This is a genomic window from Actinokineospora sp. PR83, assembly GCF_021056305.1.
Lineage (GTDB): Bacteria > Actinomycetota > Actinomycetes > Mycobacteriales > Pseudonocardiaceae > Actinokineospora > Actinokineospora spheciospongiae.
On sequence record NZ_JAJCXD010000123.1, the window covers coordinates 146,304 to 162,144 of the forward strand.

Annotated in this window: 11 protein-coding genes and 2 pseudogenes; 7 read left to right on the plus strand and 6 right to left on the minus strand. The window is 74.0% G+C overall.

Annotation, left to right across the window (positions count from 1 at the left end; genetic code table 11):
* Positions 1–57 precede the first annotated feature (57 nt).
* The 5 genes from L6E12_RS32140 to L6E12_RS32160 form a co-directional block, all read right to left on the minus strand.
* Positions 58–933 carry an NAD(P)H-hydrate dehydratase gene (locus tag L6E12_RS32140; protein ID WP_236231682.1) on the minus strand — a complete coding sequence of 292 codons (876 nt, stop codon included), beginning with the start codon at positions 931–933 and terminating at the stop codon, positions 58–60.
* The gene (locus tag L6E12_RS32145) at positions 911–1,624 is read right to left on the minus strand and encodes a histidine phosphatase family protein (protein ID WP_236231683.1); all 714 of its coding nucleotides are present in this window, start codon (positions 1,622–1,624) and stop codon (positions 911–913) included. The genes L6E12_RS32140 and L6E12_RS32145 overlap by 23 nt, the downstream gene beginning before the upstream one ends.
* Before the next feature lie 70 nt (positions 1,625–1,694).
* Complete coding sequence (locus tag L6E12_RS32150; RefSeq protein ID WP_236231684.1) at positions 1,695–3,095, minus strand: fibronectin type III domain-containing protein; 1,401 nt, start codon at positions 3,093–3,095, stop codon at positions 1,695–1,697.
* 194 nt (positions 3,096–3,289) lie between these two features.
* Entirely contained in the window at positions 3,290–4,576 is a 1,287-nt protein-coding gene (locus tag L6E12_RS32155) for a helix-turn-helix domain-containing protein (RefSeq protein WP_236231685.1), read from the minus strand.
* A 426-nt stretch (positions 4,577–5,002) separates the two neighbouring features.
* Positions 5,003–5,452, minus strand: a complete 450-nt coding sequence (locus L6E12_RS32160) for a L,D-transpeptidase (RefSeq protein WP_236231686.1) — start codon at positions 5,450–5,452, stop codon at positions 5,003–5,005.
* A 285-nt stretch (positions 5,453–5,737) separates the two neighbouring features.
* Here L6E12_RS32160 and L6E12_RS32165 point away from each other — a divergent pair, with 285 nt between their 5' ends.
* The 4 genes from L6E12_RS32165 (at position 5,738) to L6E12_RS32180 (ending at position 12,261) form a co-directional block, all read left to right on the plus strand.
* Complete coding sequence (locus tag L6E12_RS32165) at positions 5,738–6,931, plus strand: MFS transporter (RefSeq protein ID WP_236231687.1); 1,194 nt, start codon at positions 5,738–5,740, stop codon at positions 6,929–6,931.
* Positions 6,931–8,037 (plus strand): aminotransferase class V-fold PLP-dependent enzyme, encoded by a 1,107-nt coding sequence (locus L6E12_RS32170; RefSeq protein ID WP_236231688.1) that lies wholly within the window; start codon positions 6,931–6,933, stop codon positions 8,035–8,037. Before L6E12_RS32165 ends, L6E12_RS32170 begins: the two co-directional genes overlap by 1 nt.
* A gap of 271 nt (positions 8,038–8,308) precedes the next feature.
* A complete protein-coding gene (locus L6E12_RS32175; RefSeq protein WP_236231689.1) occupies positions 8,309–10,828 on the plus strand; it encodes a hypothetical protein in 2,520 nt (839 codons plus the stop codon).
* On the plus strand, positions 10,825–12,261 hold the full coding sequence (locus tag L6E12_RS32180) for a leucyl aminopeptidase (RefSeq protein ID WP_236231690.1): 1,437 nt from the start codon (positions 10,825–10,827) through the stop codon (positions 12,259–12,261). Before L6E12_RS32175 ends, L6E12_RS32180 begins: the two co-directional genes overlap by 4 nt.
* 39 nt (positions 12,262–12,300) lie before the next feature.
* On the opposite strand, the pseudogene L6E12_RS32185 reads toward L6E12_RS32180, so the two are convergent.
* Positions 12,301–12,879, minus strand: a pseudogene (locus L6E12_RS32185) (TetR/AcrR family transcriptional regulator); the annotation flags it as partial.
* 114 nt (positions 12,880–12,993) lie between these two features.
* On the opposite strand from L6E12_RS32185, the gene L6E12_RS32190 reads away from it, so the two are divergent.
* From L6E12_RS32190 to L6E12_RS32200, 3 genes and pseudogenes are all read left to right on the plus strand, one after another.
* Positions 12,994–13,887 (plus strand): SDR family NAD(P)-dependent oxidoreductase, encoded by an 894-nt coding sequence (locus L6E12_RS32190; RefSeq protein ID WP_236231692.1) that lies wholly within the window; start codon positions 12,994–12,996, stop codon positions 13,885–13,887.
* Positions 13,887–15,509 carry an AMP-binding protein gene (locus tag L6E12_RS32195; protein ID WP_236231693.1) on the plus strand — a complete coding sequence of 541 codons (1,623 nt, stop codon included), beginning with the start codon at positions 13,887–13,889 and terminating at the stop codon, positions 15,507–15,509. The genes L6E12_RS32190 and L6E12_RS32195 overlap by 1 nt, the downstream gene beginning before the upstream one ends.
* Positions 15,506–15,841 (plus strand): annotated as a pseudogene (locus L6E12_RS32200) (patatin); the annotation flags it as partial. The gene L6E12_RS32195 and the pseudogene L6E12_RS32200, both read left to right, overlap by 4 nt.

Consider the following 15,841-nt stretch of genomic DNA (forward strand, 5'->3'; position numbering starts at 1 on the left):
CACGGCCGAGCAGATCCACCCGGGCGCCACAGCAAAAGTCCCGGGCTTTGAATCGCCCTATCCCATCCGCAGTTCCGCCAGCACCAGCGGCACCTCGTCCAGCAGCTCACGCGCCAGCATCCCCGTGAGCCCGGTCCTCGGCACCAGCCGCTGACCCGCCATCGCGTGCGCGTGCCCGGCCCAGCACGCGGCCCGAACCGGGTCGACCGCACAGGCGAGCAGCCCACCCACGAGCCCCGCCAGCACGTCCCCGCTGCCCGAGGTGGCCAGCCCCACGTGCCCGGTCGCGTCCCGCCACACCCGCCCGCCCGGATCGGCGACCACGCCCATCAGGCTCACCACGGCCTGGTGGCGCTCCGCGATCTCCACGGCCGCGTCCACGTGGTCCTCGACCGGTGTGCCGGGGCTGCCGAGCAGGTACGCGGCCTCGACGGTGTTCGGCGTCAGCACCAGCCTGCCGTGCACCGGTTTGGCGAGTTCCGGGTGGGTGCCGATGGCGCCGAGGGCGAACGCGTCGAGCACCACGGGCGCCTCGTCGGCGACCAGGGGCAGCACCCGTTCGAGCAGTGCCCCGGTTTCGTCGGCGTCGGTCAGGCCGGGGCCGAGCACGACGGCGTCGGCGTCGGGGACGAGGTCGGCCAGCACGTCGACGGCGTCGCGGGACACGGCGCCGTTGTCCGCCTCCGGCAGGCCGACGACCAGCGCCTCCGGCACGGCGAGGCCGAGTCCGGACGCGTGGCGCTCCGCCACCGCCAGTTGCAGGGTGATCGCACCCGTGCGCAGCGCGGCGATGCCGCTGAGCAGCACCGCCCCCGGCGCGCGCCGAGCGCCGCCCACCACGAGCACGGTGCCGTTGCCGGTGCCCGGCGGCCCCCACTCGCGCAGCAGCGCCGAGGTGATCGGGGTGGGCTCAGACCGATTCGGTTTCGGCATCTTCGCTCTCCGTCGGCGGGACGTCGCGCTCCCGCAGGTGTTCGGTGGCGTGCTCGTGCTCCATCCGGAAACCGCCGTCGTCCTCGCGCACCCAGGAGGTCACCGACCCGTTGGCGACGACGGTGCTGTGCGCCACGGTGAGCAGTTCCTTCTCGGGGACGCCCTCCAGCAGGTAGCGCAGCAGGTAGGCGGTCATCTCGTGGGCGAAGAGCAGGACCCGCTGCCCGCGGTGGCGGCGTTCGAGGTCGGTCAGCAGGGACCGCAGCCGCAGGGCCACGTCGGCCCACGACTCACCGCCCGGGGGGCGGTAGTAGAACTTGCCGAGGCGTTCCTTGCGGACCAGTTCGTCGGGGAAGCGGTTGGCCACCCCGCGCGCGGTGAGCAGGTCGAGCACGCCGAGTTCGCGGTCGCGCAGCCGCTCGTCCACCACCCACACCGTCTCGTAGTCGATCTCCGCCACCGCCAGCTCGCCGGTGCTGAGCGTGCGCTGGTACGGCGAGCACACGACCACCTCCGGCCGCTGCTCCTCCGGCAGGGAGGCCAACCACCGCCCGACGGCCGTCGCCTGGTCCTCGCCGCGCGGGGACAGCGGCACGTCCGCGTCCCGCTCGGCGATGTCGATGACGTCGAGCCCGCCGTCCTCGGCCTCTTCCCTGGCCACGTTGCCGGTGCTCTCACCGTGCCTGACCACTCCGACCCATCCAAGATCCGTCACGCGCCCGACATACCCGTTCCTGGCGCACCGGAACCCCGTCCCGGGCTTAGGACTCGGGGGGCGTCAGGGTGAGGTCGAGGGTGTTGCCGGTGCCCGCCGCCATGGTGCTGATCGTCGCCGTCATGCCGCCGCAGCCCGCCAGGGGCGGGATGGTGTAGGTGCTGGCGAGGGTGCCGCCGTCGGCGAGGTCGAACTCGCCGTCGGAGTGCAGGGTGATGTCCGCCGGGACGCTGGTGCGGCAGGAGGGGCCGGTGCTGACCGGGTAGCCGAAGACGCTGATGGTGGGGAGGCGGATGGTGATCCGGGTGGCCACCGACAGGCCCTCCTCGGACAGCGTCCCGGTGGTGGCGCCGGGTTCGAAGGCGACCGTGGCGGTGACCGGGAGCACCCCGTACAGCCGCACCCGCACCGTCGTCGGGTGCAGGCTCAGGTCCACTGTGGAGATGCCGGTGGACAGGTCGATGTCGGCGTGCGCCTCGCCGGTGAAGCGCACGGAGACGTCCGAGGCGACGTTGTGGGTCACCGCCGCGATGTCGTAGCTGCGGGTCACCCTGCCCCGGTTGGTCCGGGCGGTGACCGGGTCGCTGGTGCGGGAGCGGCCGCCGGTGTCGTCGCGGGCCTGGATGGCGAAGGTGTACTCGGTGCCGGGGACCAGGCCGTCGACCGTCGCCGTGGTGGTGGTGACCGCGGTGACGACCTCGTTGCCGCGGCGGACGTCGAAGGCGGTGACCGGGCGGCCCCCCGGGGGCGTCCAGGACAGGGTGACGCTGTCGGAGGTCGTCGCGGTGACCGTGACGTGGGTGGGGGCGGCCCAGTCGACCGCCGCGGAGACCTCGGTGGTGCCCAGGGCGGTGGTGGCGCCCGCGTCCGGGGCGCAGGGCACCTCGACCGGGCCCGCGTCGACGCCCGCCCAGCCCGGCGCCGAGTCCGGGGCCAGGCTCAGGGTGATGTCCGCGATCGCCACCCCGGCCACACCGGGGGCGGGCAGCACCTGCTCGGGGAAGGTGCCGGTGGCCACGACCGTCAGCTCCCCGTCGGCGGGGACGGCGACCTCGGCGACCGTCGCGGCCACGTGCACGGTCCGCGGGCCCTCCGGGCCGGTGACCGCGGTGTCGACCCGGGCGGTGCCCGCGAAGCGGCTGGTGCCCGCGAGCACCAGCGCCCGGGTCACCTCGGCGGGCACGGTGAGCGCCGCGGCGACCGCGAAGCCGTCGGACGGGGCGCCCAGCGGCACCGCGGCGGGCAGGTCGGCGCCGACGACCACCCGCACCGGCTGCGCGCCGACCACCGGGAAGTCGCAGGTGTAGGGGATCGGCGCGGTCGGGATCGGCGCCCTGGCCACCGGGGCGGCCTGGTCGGTGGGCGCCGGTGGCTGCGTGGCCCCGGCCGGGAGCGCGGGCAGCGTCAGCGACGCCGCCGCGAGCAGTGCCGACAGTCGTCGACCCATCACACACCCCCCTCGGAGCCCGGGTGCGCACCGCCGACCGAGAGAGGTCGGGGTGGGGAAACCGTGCCGTCACGAATCGTATTTTCGGCCGTCACCGGTCGGCAATACCGCGCAGAGTAATTGTCAGCAAACAGCACCCGGATGCGGGGAATCCCGTCGGGGGGAACAAACGACCGAAAAAACGCGAATATGTCTCAGGCTTTGTCGGCCGGTTCGCGCATCCGCCGTGATCGCAGCGCGATCTCGATGGTGAACCGGGCGTCCGGGTCGGTGAGCCGGTCGCCGAGCAGCGCCTCCACCTGGTGCATGCGGTAGCGCACGGTCTGCGGGTGCACGTCGAGCCGGGCGGCGATCTCGGCGACCCCGCCGCGGGTGTCCAACCAGGCCAGCAGGGTGGTCTCCAGCCGCTCGCGCTGCCGCTCGGTCAGCGCGTCGAACGGGGCCAGCGCGGTGGTGGCGATGTGGTCGACCAGGAACTCGTCCGCGGTCAGTGCCAGCTCGGTGAAGTGCTCGCCCGAGCGCACCAGCGGGGTGGCGCCGCGCAGCAGCCCGCGCCCGGACAGGTCCAGCACCCGCCGGGCGACGGCCAGCGACCGCCCCGCCTCGGCGGCGGGGACGACCGGGCCAAGGGCGCCGACGCCGCGGGCGACCGGGGTGGCGCCGCCGAGCCAGCGGGCGACCTCGGCCAGGGTGTCCTCGTCCGGGTCCGGCAGCAGCACGCACGGGGTGTCGCTCTCCAGGTCCAGCAGGCTTTCCGGGCCGAACGGGGCGCCCTCGGCGGCGGGCACGGCCCGCCGGTCGAGCGCGAGCACCGCGACCCGCTCCGGCACGGCCCAGTCGGCGGTCGCGGCGAACGAGGCCACCGTCGACGGCGCCGCGGCGGGGGAGCCGAGCAGCAGGTCCAGCAGTTGGCGGCGGCGGCGCTCGCGGGCGCCGGAGGCCTCGCCCTGCGCGGCGGTGTAGCCCTCGATGGCGATGGCCGACAGCTCGTCGACGTAGACGAACAGCGCGTCGGCGATGCCGAAGAGGGTGTCGGCGGGCACGCCCGCGTGCTGGCCCTCGACGCTGAGCAGCCGCCAGGCCACCCGGGTGCCGATGCGGACCGCGGTCTGCAGGGCGTCGCTGGTGCGGCCCTCCTGGAACTCGACGCGGCCCGCGCGGTGGAACTCCGCGCGCCAGCGGTCGTCCGGGGCAGTGGGGTCGATCAGGTGCTCGAAGGCCTGGCGCACGGCGAGTTCGACGCGGGCGGTGAACACGTCGCCGAAGCGGCCCTCCAGCGGCTGGCGGTAGGCGGGCACCGAGCGGCGGATCTCGCGCATGGCCTCGGCGGTCACCCGGCCGGTCAGCGCGCGCAGCCTGCCCGCGAAGGCCGGGGGCACGACCGCCCCGACCGGGGTCCGGTCCGGGCCCGCCTGCGCCGGGACGCGCGCGAGGGCCGAGGTGATTCCCTGGCCGACGTCGACGATCCGTTCACTGCGCATTCAGGCCCGCTCCCGTGTGACAAATGGACGACGAATGTCTACTCATGCTGGTGCTGTTCCGGGCGGCGACACTAGGGAAGCTGCCACGATCGTGTCAATGATGCACCGAACAGTAGTCGATCGCCTACTCGGTGCGGCTGTCCGGGTCTCGGTGAACGAACAACTTCGTGCAGGTCAACCCGAAAGTGGGACACCGTCCACAGCGGAACGTGAGGCAATCCGCCAAACCGGTGAACCTTCGCCCTAATGTACAGCCACAATGGCGGTGAATGCTCGGTGAAGCGGGTCATTGCGAACGCCGGTGTCGAAATACCGCGAGCATTGGGATGCTCCGAATTTTCGGTGGGTTCCGATTCCGGGTGCGACATGCAAGAAGCAGGCCGCAGCTTGCGCTGCGGCCTGCTCCCGGAATCGCCCCGCTGTCGGTTACGGCACCACCTGGACCACGTCACCGGGCTGCAGCGAGTCGAAGTACAGCTTCGCCGCGGCCTGCGAGAGGTGGATGCAGCCGTGCGACGGCTGCGTCAGGCTGCCCTCGTGGAACGCGATGCCGCTCTCGGTGAAGAACACCGCGTACGGCATGGGCGCGTCGTAGGCCTTGCTCCAGTGGTCGATGTTCTTGAAGGTCACGTGGTAGGTGCCCGGGGGTGTCTCGTACCCCGGCTTGCCGCTGGTGATCGGCACACCGCCGTAGTAGGCGACCCCGTCGGCCATCAGCCACGTCGTCTGGGTGCTCAGCGAGACGCACGCCTTGGCCTCCGGCGCGCACACCCGACCCTGCTCCGCGGCGCTCGCGGCCGGGGCCCCGAGCGTCACCGCCGTTCCGACCGCCGCCGTCGCGGCGGCGATCCCCGCCATCCTCCGCAGCTTTCCCATCGGATTCCTCCCATCCGCCCGCCGCAACGGGCTCGTGATCGGTGCTGCTTGCCGGTTACCTACCACCGTGGAGTGGCGGCATAACGCCGAACTTTCACGCAGCGTGTCAACGGGCGCCGTCGCGGCGGACGACACGCCGCTGTCGGTCGCACCGACCGGGGGACCAACGCGATCTGCGGCAACGGGCGGTGGCGGTCGTGTCCACACTGGGCCGACGGGCGGAACACCGGCCGGTTGTCGCGCGAAACCCTGTGACCCGCGCCCGGTTGCCGGTTTGATGTGCCGATGACCTCCGCGGTGAAGGCCCGACCGGGCCGCGGGCAGCTCGGTGTGCTGCTGGCGGCCAAGGCCGTCTCGGACATCGGGTACGCGCTCGACTTCGTCTGCCTGTCGGTGTTCGTCTGGGAGCGCACGCGCTCGGCCGCGGCCACCGGCCTGGTCAGCGTGCTGCTCTACGCGGGCGCCATCGTCGGAGGCAGGCTCGGGCACGCCTTCGGCGACCGGTGGGACCGCCGCACCGCCATGGTCACCGCCGACGTGCTGCGGCTGGTGGTGCTGGGGCTGCTGGCGGTGCTGCCGGACGAGGCGCAGCGGTGGTGGCTCCACCTCGCCGTGTTCGCCGTCGGGATCGGGCGTTCGGTGTTCGAGGGGACGCTGTCGGCGGCCACGCCGGTGCTCGCCGGGGAGCGCGCCCAACTGGTCAACAGCGTCCTGGCCGGGCTCAAGGGCGTGGCGTTCCTGCTCGGCATGGGGCTCTCGGCGCTGGTGGTGCCGCTGGTCGGGTTCCGCGGGGTGTTCGCCCTGGACGCGGCGAGCTACGCGCTGTCGGCGGCGGTGCTGCTGGCGCTGCGGGTCCGGTTGCGCGAGGACGACCCCGGGACGGCGGTCACCGCGCGGGTGGCGGCGTGGCCGGTGGTCGTGGCGGCCGGGCTGGTGCCGCTGTTCGCGCTGCGCGCCCTGGACGCCTTCGGCAGCTCCTCGCAGCACGTGGGCATCCCGATCCTCGGCGGCACGCTGTCGGCGGGCGGCGCCGAACGCGTCGCCGGGCTGCTCTGGGGCGGGTGGGCGGCGGGGCTGCTGCTGGGCAGCCTCGTGCTGCGACCGCTGGTCACCCGGCTCATCGCCCGCGCGCCCGGGCTGGTGTTCTGCCTGTCCACGGTGGTCATGTCGCTGGGGTTCATCGGTCTGTTCTGGGCGGACACCTGGGGGCTGCGGATCGCGGCGGGGCTGGCCGCGGGCATCGGGGACGCGTTCAGCGAGATCGCGTTCAAGCAGGCCGTGCAGCGGCTGCCGGACCGCGAGCGCGGGTCGGTGTTCGGGCTGTCGCAGGTGGTGGTCAACGGCGGGTTCATGGCGGGACTCGTGGTCACCAGCGCGGTCCTGGCCCCCTCCTGGGCGGCCGAGTGGGTGCTGCTGCTGCACGGCGTGCCGCTGCTGGCGGCGCTGGGCGTCGTCGCCCTCCGGCGCCGGGCGGCGTGATGGAATCCTATTTGGACTACGCCGGTCTCGGGCGGCTGCGGGAACCGGCGCGGGCGGCCATGGCCGCGGCGCTGACCGACGTGTTCCCCTTCGGCAGCGCCGAGATCGGGCGGGTCTTCCCCGCGCGGCGCCGGGCGCGCTCGCTCGCCGCGGGCCTGCTCGACTGCGGCGAGGACGAGATCGCGTTCGTGCCCAACACCTCCACCGGGTTGCAGCTCGTGGCCGACGGGATCGACTGGCGCCCCGGCGACGAGGTGGTGGTGTTCGAGGGCGACTTCCCGGCGAACGTGCACCCGTGGCGGCTGCTCGACGGTGTGCGCCTGCGCTGGGTCCCCCTGCGCGGCAACGGGTACCGGCTCGACGACCTCGCCGCGGCGCTCGGCCCGCGCACCCGGCTCGTCGCGGTGAGCCACGTGCACTTCGCCACCGGGTTCCGGGTGGACCTCGACGCCGTCGTGGCGCTGGCGCACGCGGCGGGGGCGCTGGTGTGCGTGGACGCCGTGCAGAGCCTCGGCGTGGTTCCGCTGTCGCTGCGGACCACCCCGGTGGACTTCCTCGCGGCGGGCGCGCACAAGTGGCTGTGCGGTCCGACCGGGACCGGGATCTTCTTCTGCCGCGCCGAGAGGCTCGACGAGCTGCGGCTGCCCTGCGGGTGGGTCGGGTACGAGGGGGCCAACGACCTGTTCGACGGCCCCGGCCTGCTGCGCTACGACCTGCGCCCGCGCCCGTCCGCCGCCAGGGTCGAGGGCGGCATGTACGACGTGCTCGCCATGGTGGGCCTCGCCGAGACCCTGGCCGAGCTGGCCGGGATCGGCCTGGACGCGGTGGCCGCCCGGGTCCGCGGGCTCACCGCGCGGCTGCGCGCGGGGCTGCTGGGGGCGGGCTGCGAACTGGCCACCCCGGGCGAGCCGTCGGCGGGCGACTGGTCGGGCATCGTGGCGTTCCGGCACCCGGCGCGGACCGGCGGCGAGCTGGTGGCCGCTCTGCTCGCCGACGGGCACCACGTGTCGCACCCGGACGGCTGGGTGCGCGCCGCCCCGCACCACTGGACCGGCGACGCGGAGATCGGACGATTCCTCACGGCCGTCACCCGCCGGGTTTCTTGACAAAAACCGCCCCTGGTGACTGTCTTGTCGAGCGTGTTTCCCGCTGCTATGTTCCGCTCACGTTCGCCGTCGGGAAAAAGGAGCGCGAAATGTCCTACGAGTCCTGGGAATCCCTGGCCGACGAGGTCGAGATCAGCACCGGTGCCGCCGACTGCTGGGTCTGCCTCGTCGACGCCTGAGCCACCGCGCTCGCCAAGGCACAACACGTCCGGGAACCACCGCGGCGAGTGCACCGCCGCGGTGACCGAACCCGGCCCGAGGGGGAGTCGTCGTGGACCGCTGGGAACGCGCCCGCGGCCGGACCGGGGTGCAGACCCCGAGCTGGCTGACCTTCGAGCTGTACCGCCCGTACCTGGACGGATCCGACTCGCCGCTGGCCCCGGTGCACGCCCGCTCGGCGCTGCTGGCGGCCCGCCTGTTCCAGGCGCGGGCACCGCTCGCGCCGCGCTTCGGCATGAACATGCCCGCGAGCTTCCGCACCCTGCTGCACCGGGAGTCGGGGCTGCGCGAGCACCGCGCCACCGACCCCACCGACCTCCCCGAACCACTCGCGGGCGCGGATTGGCGGAAACTCACCACCGCATTCGTCCGAAAAGACGAACTGGATTCCGTCGACCGCGTCGGTTTGGCCTATTGGCTGATCGCCGTCTGCCTGCATTCCTCCGTCCTGGACGTCGTCGGGGCAGACCTCGCCGACAATGAATGCGCCGACCCGGTGCTGGCGAACCTGCAATTGGCGCGGGCCACCGCCCTTTTTGCCGTCGAGGGCCTCGGCGAGCGCACCCGCGCCGCCTACGCCCGGCTCGTCGACCACCCGCTGCCCACCCCCGCGCACGCCCAGGCCCTCGCCGCCTACGGCTACCTGCTCGCCCGGCACGCCGACAGCGACGCCGACGCCCCGCTGCACCTCGGCCGCGCCGCCGACCTGCTCAAGCGGATGGTCACCGACCTGTCCGCCTTCGACCACACGCTGCTCACCGCCCGGCTGCGGCTGCGCGAGTCCCTGCACGCCGAGCGCGCCCACGACCTGGCCAGGGCCGCCGGGGTCCTCGCCGACGCCGCCGCGCTGACCGCCGCGCTCACCCCGGAGTCGCCGGAGGAATCCCTGCTGGCGCTGGAGATGCGCCGCCGCGTCCTGGACCGCCGCGCCGACATCGCGGCCAAGTCCGGCGACCGCGCCGCCGAGGACGCCGTGCTCGCCGAGGCCCTGGCCCTCGACCCCACCGACATCAAGGTGCGGGTGCAGCTCGCCCAGGCGGCCGAGCGCGACGGCGACGACGAGACCGCGCTCGCCGGGTGGCTGCACGCCGCCCGGCTCGGCCCGTACGGGACGGCGTTCGCCCTCCTCGGCGCGGTCGGCGCGGCGCGGCGGCTGGGCCACGAGGAGTTCGCCAGGGTGCTCGCCGAGCGCGCCTTCCGCGCCGCGCCCCGCTCCACCCGCACCCGCGACGTCCTGCTGGGCCTGTGCGCCGACGACGAGCCGATGGCCGAGGTCGTCCGCCGCGCCGCCGCCCCCGACCCCGGCCGACCGCACACCGGCAACTGGCACTACCGGATGCACGCGGCCTACTTCGACCTCGGGCAGTCCCTCTCACCCGGCCTCTACGCCGACCTGCCGACCCTGGCGCACGGGTTCGCCGAGCGCGGCACCCCGCCGGAACCCCACTGGCAGCGGCTGATGCCGCCCGCGTTCCGCGCCAACCTGGTCCGCGAGTCCGGCCTCGACGAGTTCGCCGTCGACCACCCCGCGCAGCTCCCCGCGCACCTGCGCACCCCCGCCTGGGACCAGCTCTGCGCGTGGGTCGAGGAGTTCCCGGAGGCCGACGCCGAACGCCGGTACCTGACCGCGACGGTGCTGTTCCGGCTGGGCTTCGGCAAGGTCGTGCTCGACCTGCTGCCGCCGACCCCGGTCGCCGACCTCGGCGCCGAGCCGGCGGAGCTGCGGCTGCGGCACTGGCGCGACGTCGTGGCCTACGTCGGCGGCGTCGGCACCGCCGTGGTCACCCCCACCGCGTCGTTCGAGATCGCCGGGCACCCCGCCTGCCCCACGCACCTGCGGTTCGTGATCGCGGTGTTCGCCGTGGTCTTCCACGCCCGCGAGACCCGCTCCCTCGACGAAGCCCGGTCCTGGCGCGACACGGCGGAGGCGGCGCTGGCGGAGCTGCTCGCCGACGACGGGTACTCCGAGTTCGAGAAGAAGATGATGGAGAGCCGCTTCTACCGCAGCGTCACCTACGTGCCGTTCCTGAGCGGGGACCACGACCGGCTCACCCGCGAGATGGACCGCGCCGAGGAACTGGCCCGCGCCCTGGTCCCGACCACCCCGTACGAGGAGTTCCTGGCCCGGGAGAACCTGCGCGCCTGCCTGGAGAGCCGGTCCAAGGAAGCCTTCGCCCTCGGCGACACCGCCCTGGGCGCGCGCCGGGTGGCCGAGGTCCTCGCCATCGACCCGTACGAGCCCAAGACCCACATGGAGGTCGCCGAGACCATCCTGATGGGTGCGGACCCCGACACCTACGCCGCCGCCGAGAGCTACCTGCGCACCGCCCGCCTCGGCCCGATCGCCACCGCCCGCGGCTACGCGCTGGCCGGGGAGTGCTTCGAGCGCGCGGACCAGCCCGCCCTCGCCGAGGACTGCTACCTGCAAGCCCTGCGGGTCGACCCGTACGCGATCACCGCCGCCCGCGGCTGGCGGCGCGTCGGCGGCGCCTGCGGCATGGGTGAGCTGGCCGACGAGTACGCCACAACCCTGGAGGCGTGGGGCGCGGGGAGGCAGACTCGACGGCCATGAGCATCGAGTGGGACCTGGTGCGGCGCCCGCCCGCCACCGCGGCGGCGGCCGTCGTCGGGGTCTTCGCCGGTGAGGGCGCCGATGCCGTCACCCCGGAATTCCTCCGCGCGGCGGGCTTCGACGCCTCGGTCGGGCAGGTCCTGCCGATCCCCGGCCTGGGCCGCACGGAGGTGCTGGTCGGCCTCGGGCCCCGGGCGCGGGTCGACGGCGCGGTCCTGCGCCGGGCGATGGCGGCGGTGGCCAGGGCCGTGACCGTGCCCAGCCTGGCCGTGACCGTGCCGGAGGAGGTGCCCGCCCCGGTCGCCGTCCGCGCGGTCGTCGAGGGCCTGCTGCTGGGCGGCTACCGCTTCACCCGCTACCGCTCCGACGCCGTGGAGCCGGTCCTGGCCCGGGTGGACATCGTGGTCGCCGACGGGCGCGAGACCCGGGCGGCGCTGGCGGTCGCGCAGGTGCTGGGCTCGGCCGTGCTGCTGGCCCGCGACCTGGTCAACGAACCGGGGGAGGACCTCACCCCGGAGGTGTTCGCCGACCGGGCCCGGTCGATGGCCGCGGAGACCGGTGTCCGCTGCGAGGTCTGGGACGTCGAGCGGATGACCGAGGAGGGGCTGGGCGGCCTGCTCGGCGTCGGCCGGGGCTCACCGAGGCAGCCGCGCCTGGTCCGGCTCACGCACGAACCCGAGTCGCCCCGGGCGACGGTGGCCCTGGTCGGCAAGGGGGTGACCTTCGACGCGGGCGGCCTGTCGCTCAAGCCCACCGCGCAGATGGTCGACATGAAGGCCGACATGGCGGGTGCCGCGGTCGTGCTCGCGGCGGTGTCCGCGCTGGCGGTGCTGGACTGCCCGCTGCGGGTGGACGCCTGGCTGCCGCTGGCGGAGAACATGCCCGTCGCCGACCCGATCCGGATCGGCGACGTCCTCACCCTGCGCGGCGGGCGCACCGTGGAGGTCCGCAACGCCGACGCCGAGGGCAGGTTGATCATGGCCGACGCCCTGGTGCTCGCCGGGGAGCGGGAGCCGGACGCGATCGTCGACATCGCCACCCTGACCGACGCCGCGGCGGTCGCGCTGGGGCGCGAGGTGGCGGCGGTGATGGGCAATTCGCCGGTCTGGACCGACGCCGTGCGCCGTGCCGGGGCGCGGGCCGGGGAGGGGATCTGGCCGCTGCCGCTGCCGGATTCCTACCGCGCGCAGCTCGTCTCACCGATCGCGGACCTGGTGAACTACACCACAGGGGTGCGCCACGGGACGGCGTTGCTGGCGGGGCTCTTCCTGGCCGAATTCGTCCCCCCGGGCATCCCCTGGGCGCACCTGGACATCCAGGGGACGGCCGTGGCGGACGCCGACAGCGGGGAGTGGGTGCGCGGCGGGACCGGCTTCGGCGTGCGCACCCTGGTGGAGCTGCTGATGGCGCCCCTGCCGGACTTCCGTGCCTGACCAGCAGGTCTCGGGAACCCGCAGGTCAGAGTCGGTGGGTCAGTCCTTGGCCGGGTGCCGGGGGATGACCGCGAGGGTGGTCCGGATGATGTCGACCAGGCTGTCGGCGGTCACCTTGGGGTCGATGACCCGCCGGGTGGCGAGCCCGATCGCCAGGTTGACCCCGGCCTCCACCAGCAGGCGGACCGGCACGGCCCCGGTGTCCGCCCCGATGGCGGCCAGCCGCTGCTCGATGACCTCGGTGAGGAAGTCCACGGTGGAGCGCTGCCGGTCGGCCTCGACCCGGACCAGCGCGTCCTCGGTCCGCGCGTCGAGGGCGAATTCCAGCTCCAGCCGGGGCCAGCCGCAGGTCATGGCCTCGGTGGCCCACTCGCGCAGCCGGTCGAGCTGCTCGTCGAGCTCCAGCGGCTCGGCGATCATCGCCCGCAGCGCGCCGAGCTGCTCGCCGTGGATGTCGCGCAGCACCAGCAGCGCGATCTCGGCCTTGCCCTCGAAGTTGGAGTAGACCGCGCCGGTGCTGAACCCGGCCGTCTCGGCGATCCGCGCGATGGAGGTCGCGTGGTAGCCGTCGGCGAGGAACATCTGCCGCGCGGTCCGCAGCAGCGACTCGCGGTTGCGGGTCTGGCTCTCGACCCGGGTCAGACGCGACATGTGCTCAACTCTACAGGTTGACAAGGAATGGATCGTACGGGTATTCAAATTTCCATATTATCCCAACGGCGGGCGGGGAACATGGCAGGCATCAACCCGGTGCTGGCGGCACTGACCCGGGGCCCGGTGGCGGATTGGCTGACCAATCCGCGCGGTGGGGTCGACGAGCGGGCGTTGCGCGACGCGGTCCACGGCAAGATCGTACTGGTCACCGGAGCCTCCTTCGGGTTGGGTGAGGCCACGGCGCGCCGCCTGGCCCACGCGGGGGCCACCGTGCTCCTGGTGGCCAGGACCCGTGACGCGCTGCGGGAGGTGGTCAAGGACCTCGCGGACGCGGGCAGCACCGCTCACGCCTACCCCACCGACCTCACCGACATGGACGCCGTGGCGGCGCTCACCGAGCAGGTGCTGGCCGAGCACGGGCACGTGGACGTGGTCGTCAGCAACGCGGGCAAGTCGATCCGGCGGTCGATCTCGGACTCCTACGACCGGATGCACGACTTCGAGCGCACCATGGCGATCAACTACCTCGGCCCGGTCAAGCTCCTGCTGGGACTGCTGCCGTCGATGCGCGCCCGCGGCGAGGGGCACCTGGTCAACATCTCCACGATCGGCGTGCGCATCCCGCCCGCCCCGCGCTGGGCGGCCTACCAGGCGTCCAAGACCGCCTTCGACGTGTTCTTCCGCAGCGTCGCCTCGGAGGCGGCCAGCGACCACGTCACCGCCACGTCCATCTACATGGCACTGATCAAGACGCGGATGTCCGCGCCCACCAAGACCTTCGACAACATCCCCGGCATGAGCCCGGAGGAAGCGGCGGAGATCGTCTGCCGGGCCATCGTGCAGCGCCCGGCCAAGATCAGTCCGTGGTGGGCGGACGTGGCCGAGGTCGCCACCGCCGCGGTCCGCAGGCCACTGGAAGCGGTCGTGAGCAAGCGGTTCGCGCTCGGCCGCGAGCGAAAGGAACTCCGCTGATGCCCCAGCTCCCCCCGACCGCGGCGGTGCTGGGCAACGCCGTGGCCGCGCTCGCCTCCACCGGCCTGGCCCGGCAGGCCAGACCCCGGCACCTGCGCGCCTCGGCCCGCGCCCTGCGCACCACCGGCACCTCCGCGGCGACGCTGCTCGCCCTCGCCGCCGAACACCGCCCGGACGCCCTCGGCCTGGTCGACGACGCCGGGTCGCTCACCTTCGCCCAGCTCGACGACCTGGCCGCCCGGCTCACCCAGGGCATCGCCGAGCGCTACCGCCCCGCCCAGGGCGCCACCGTGGCCATCCTGTGCCGCAACCACCGCGGCTGGGTGGCCGCCACCGTCGCCGCCGCCCGGCTGGGGGCGAACGTGGTCTACCTCAACACGGAGTTCTCCGGCCCGCAGTTGGCCGGGGTGTGGGAGCGGGTCAAGCCCGACCTGCTCGTCACCGACGCGGAGTTCCTGCCGCTGGTGCCCACCGGCGAGGTCCCCACCCTGGTCGGCTGGCACGACGGCGAGGACCTGCCGGTGCCCACCATCGACGAGCTGGCCGCCGAGCACACCCCGTTCGTGCCCCAGGGCAAGGTCCCCGCGGGCAAGGTCACCATCCTCACCTCGGGCACCACCGGCACCCCCAAGGGCGCGGCGCGCAAGCTCAGCCCGATGGCCGTGCTCAGCCCGGCGGTCACCATCATCCGCCGCACCGGCCTGCGCTCCGGGGACCCGGTGTCGGTGGCGGTGCCGCTGTTCCACGGCTTCGGCCTGGCGATCTGGGCGCTGGCGCTGTTCGTGCGCTGCCCGGTGGTGCTGCGCCGCCGGTTCGACCCGGAGCAGGCACTGGCCGACGTCGCCGCGCACCGGGTGGCGTTCCTGGCGATGGTCCCGGTCATGCTGCAACGGGTGCTCGCCCTGCCCGAGCCGGTGCGCCGCGCGCACGACCGGCGCAGCCTGCGCACCGTCCTGTCCGGGGGGTCGGCGCTGCGCCCGGAGCTGGCCGAGCGGTTCATGGCCGAGTTCGGCGACGTGCTCTACAACGGCTACGGCTCCAGCGAGATCGGCATCGCCGCCCTGGCCACCCCGGCCGACCTGCGCGCCGGGGCGGGCACGGTGGGCAAGCCGACCATCGGCGTGCCGGTGCGCATCCTCGACGACAACCGCGTCCCGGTCCCCGACGGCCGCTCCGGCACCATCTTCGTCGGCGGGCAGGGCCACTTCGAGGGCAATTCCGAGGGCCGTGCCACCGGGCACACCAAGGAGGTCGTCGACGGCCTGATGGACACCGGCGACCTGGGCAGGCTGGACGCGGCGGGCAGGCTCTACGTCGAGGGCCGCGCCGACGACATGATCGTCTCCGGCGGGGAGAACGTGTACCCGCAGGAGGTCGAGGACTGCCTGGCCCGGCACCCCGCGGTCGCCGACGTGGCCGTCCTCGGCGTGGACGACGAGGAGTACGGGCAGCGCCTGGTCGCCTTCGTCGTCACCAGGGGCGAGCAGCCCCCCGCCGAGGAGCTGACCGCGCACGTCAAGGCGAACCTGGCCCGGTACAAGGTGCCCAGGGAGATCCGCTTCCTCGGCGAACTGCCGCGAACACCCACCGGGAAGCTGTTGAAGCGGGAGCTGCCGTCATGACCCGACGCGGACTGGTGCTCGGCTGCGGCGGCACCCTGGGCCTGGCCTGGTCGGTGGCCGCGCTGCACTCGCTGCGCCGCGACCTCGACTGGGACCCCGCCTCGGCGGAGGTGCTCGTCGGCACCTCCGGCGGCGCGGAGCTGGCGGCGATCCTGGCCGCCGGGTTCGACCTCGACGACGTCCTCGCCGCCCGGCTCGGCACCCCCGGTGCGCCCGCGCTGCTGCTGGAGCACTTCGCCGCGGGCCCCAGCGGCGTGCCGCCGCTGCCGCGCCCCGGGTTCGCCGCCCCCGGCCTGCTGCGCGCCCGCGCCCGCGGCCGGGTCGACGGCACC

Excerpts from the sequence above, each read along its gene's own strand:
- L6E12_RS32140 (WP_236231682.1), bottom strand. The coding sequence starts at position 933 with ATGCCGAAACCGAATCGGTCTGAGCCCACCCCGATCACCTCGGCGCTG.
- L6E12_RS32150 (WP_236231684.1), bottom strand. The coding sequence starts at position 3,095 with ATGGGTCGACGACTGTCGGCACTGCTCGCGGCGGCGTCGCTGACGCTG.
- L6E12_RS32155 (WP_236231685.1), bottom strand. The coding sequence starts at position 4,576 with ATGCGCAGTGAACGGATCGTCGACGTCGGCCAGGGAATCACCTCGGCC.
- L6E12_RS32160 (WP_236231686.1), bottom strand. The coding sequence starts at position 5,452 with ATGGGAAAGCTGCGGAGGATGGCGGGGATCGCCGCCGCGACGGCGGCG.
- L6E12_RS32165 (WP_236231687.1), top strand. The coding sequence starts at position 5,738 with ATGACCTCCGCGGTGAAGGCCCGACCGGGCCGCGGGCAGCTCGGTGTG.
- L6E12_RS32170 (WP_236231688.1), top strand. The coding sequence starts at position 6,931 with ATGGAATCCTATTTGGACTACGCCGGTCTCGGGCGGCTGCGGGAACCG.
- L6E12_RS32180 (WP_236231690.1), top strand. The coding sequence starts at position 10,825 with ATGAGCATCGAGTGGGACCTGGTGCGGCGCCCGCCCGCCACCGCGGCG.
- L6E12_RS32190 (WP_236231692.1), top strand. The coding sequence starts at position 12,994 with ATGGCAGGCATCAACCCGGTGCTGGCGGCACTGACCCGGGGCCCGGTG.
- L6E12_RS32195 (WP_236231693.1), top strand. The coding sequence starts at position 13,887 with ATGCCCCAGCTCCCCCCGACCGCGGCGGTGCTGGGCAACGCCGTGGCC.